Origin of the sequence: Archangium sp. (assembly GCF_036388035.1) — a bacterium.
GTDB lineage: Bacteria > Myxococcota > Myxococcia > Myxococcales > Myxococcaceae > Archangium.
In genome coordinates this window covers 1-1,925 of record NZ_DASVSO010000987.1, presented here as the reverse complement: position 1 = coordinate 1,925, position 1,925 = coordinate 1, and the positions used below count along the sequence as shown (strand labels likewise).

Annotated in this window: 3 protein-coding genes; all 3 read left to right on the top strand. The window is 70.1% G+C overall.

Features of this window, described 5'->3' with window-relative positions:
* Window positions 1–637, top strand: a 637-nt coding sequence (locus VF697_RS40850; RefSeq protein ID WP_331103824.1) for an MFS transporter, incomplete at its 5' end; no start/stop codon positions are given.
* A 136-nt stretch (window positions 638–773) separates the two neighbouring features.
* Window positions 774–1,238, top strand: a complete 465-nt coding sequence (locus VF697_RS40845; protein ID WP_331103822.1) for a twin-arginine translocase TatA/TatE family subunit — start codon at window positions 774–776, stop codon at window positions 1,236–1,238.
* Between the two features lie 36 nt (window positions 1,239–1,274).
* Window positions 1,275–1,925 (top strand): twin-arginine translocase subunit TatC (gene tatC / locus VF697_RS40840; protein ID WP_331103826.1); only part of this gene is annotated, 651 nt, incomplete at its 3' end.

The following is a 1,925-nucleotide window of genomic DNA, read 5'->3' as shown; positions in this document are numbered from 1 at the left end:
ACGCTCGGACGTGCTGCTCTCCTACACGATGACGGCGCTGCTCAACGCGGCGGGCTTCGTCATCATCCCCAACATCTCCGGCTACGTGCAGCACAACCTGGGCGCTCCGCGCGAGCAGCTCGAGACCATCTACTTCGTCGGTGGCCTGGTGAGCTTCGTGACGCTGCGGATGGCGGGCAAGGCGGTGGACCGTCTGGGCTCCTTCCGCGTGGGGACGGTGGGCGTGGTGCTGTTCATGCTCACGCTCTACATGGCCTTCATCCAGCCGCCGCTCAGCGTGCCCCTGGTGGCCGTCTTCGCGCTCTTCTTCCTGTCCAACGGGGTGCGCAACGTGGCCTACAGCACGCTCACCTCGAAGGTGCCGGAGCAGGCCATCCGCGCGCGCTTCATGTCCTTCCAGTCCGCCGTGCAGCACCTGGGCGCCGCGAGCGGGGCCTTCCTCTCCTCGCAGATGCTGACGGACCTGCCGGACGGACGGCTCGGTGGGATGACGCAGGTGGTGCTGGTGTCGTTCGCCCTCTCGCTCACACTGCCAGTGATGTTCTTCCTGGTGGAGCGCCGGCTGCGGGAGCGGGGACTGGCGGCCGGAGTCCCCCTAGTGGCCGTGGGGGCCGGGGGCGGTACGCCCCGCTCTTGAGCACCAGGCGGGCGAGGGGGGGTCCACCTCCCTCGCTTTCCACGGTGGGCAGGCGGACAAGGGCCGGACCAATCGGGTTGCACCCCGTGTCCCATGGCGCGATAACCCCGAGGCGGTTTCCTGGGAGCACCCGCTCATGTTCAACATCGGTGCAGGCGAACTGGTTTTCATCCTGGTAGCGGCGCTGCTGGTCCTCGGACCGCAGCGGCTGCCGGAGTTCGCGCGCGCCATCGGTAAGTTCGTGCGTGAGTTCCGCCGGCAGACCGATGAGGTCCGCACCGTGGTGGAGCGCGAGTTCTACAAGATGGACCAGGAGTTCATCGACGAGCCGCGCCCGAAGCTTCCCCCGCCCATCCCGGCCGCGCTGGCCTCGCCCGTCCCGGTGGTTCCGCCTGTCGTCGCGCCGATTGCCGCTCCGGACGCCCAGACCCTGGCCGCGACCGCCGCCACGCCGGGCCCCGAGCTCGCCGCCGCCGGTACTCCCGCTCCCCCGTCTCCCACCACCGAGCCGTCCGCCGCCGGGGCCGTGGAGCAGGACGCCCTTCCTCGCCTCGAGCCCATTCCGGGCACGGTGGCGCGCAACACCCCCAAGAGCGGCTAGCCCTCGAGATTCGCGCCCGTGGATAACGAACTTCGGATGAGTCTGTCGGAGCACCTGACGGAGCTCCGCTCCCGCCTGCTCAGGGTCACCATCGCGGTGTTCGTCCTGGGCGCCGTGGCGCTGGTGTTCGCCCGGCCCATCTTCGGGCTCCTCATGAAGCCCGTGCTGGACGCGCTGCCCCCCGAGGGGCGGGCGCTCGTCTACACCTCGGGCATCGAGGAGATCAACGTCCTGATGAAGGTGGGCGTCTACTGCGGCATCTTCCTGACGACGCCCGTCATCCTCTGGCAGATCTGGGGCTTCGTCTCGCCGGGGCTCTACCCGGAGGAGAAGCGCTACGCGGCGCCCTTCGTGATGATGGGCTCCCTGGCGTTCGTGGCGGGGGCGCTGTTCTGCTACTTCGCGGTGCTGCCCTCGATGTTCCAGTTCCTCCTCAACGAGGAGGAGAGCACGGCGCTCTCGCAGCGGCTGGACGTGGGGCGGCTGCGGGCGGACGACGCGCTGCGCTTCCTGCGCGTGGGGGACGTGGAGCGCGCGGGGAAGCTGGCCCAGGAGACGAGCGCGGCGCTGAAGGCGGACGGGGTGGGGCGGACGGGAGAGGCCACGCGGCCCCCCTCGGAGCGCGTGGAGCTGGAGGCGCGGCTGAGCGGGATGGGGCGGCTGGTGGACGCGGCGGTGGATGGCTTT

What these genes read in the sequence shown, in the direction of transcription:
- VF697_RS40845 (WP_331103822.1), top strand. Translation starts at nt 774, where the DNA reads ATGTTCAACATCGGTGCAGGCGAACTGGTTTTCATCCTGGTAGCGGCG.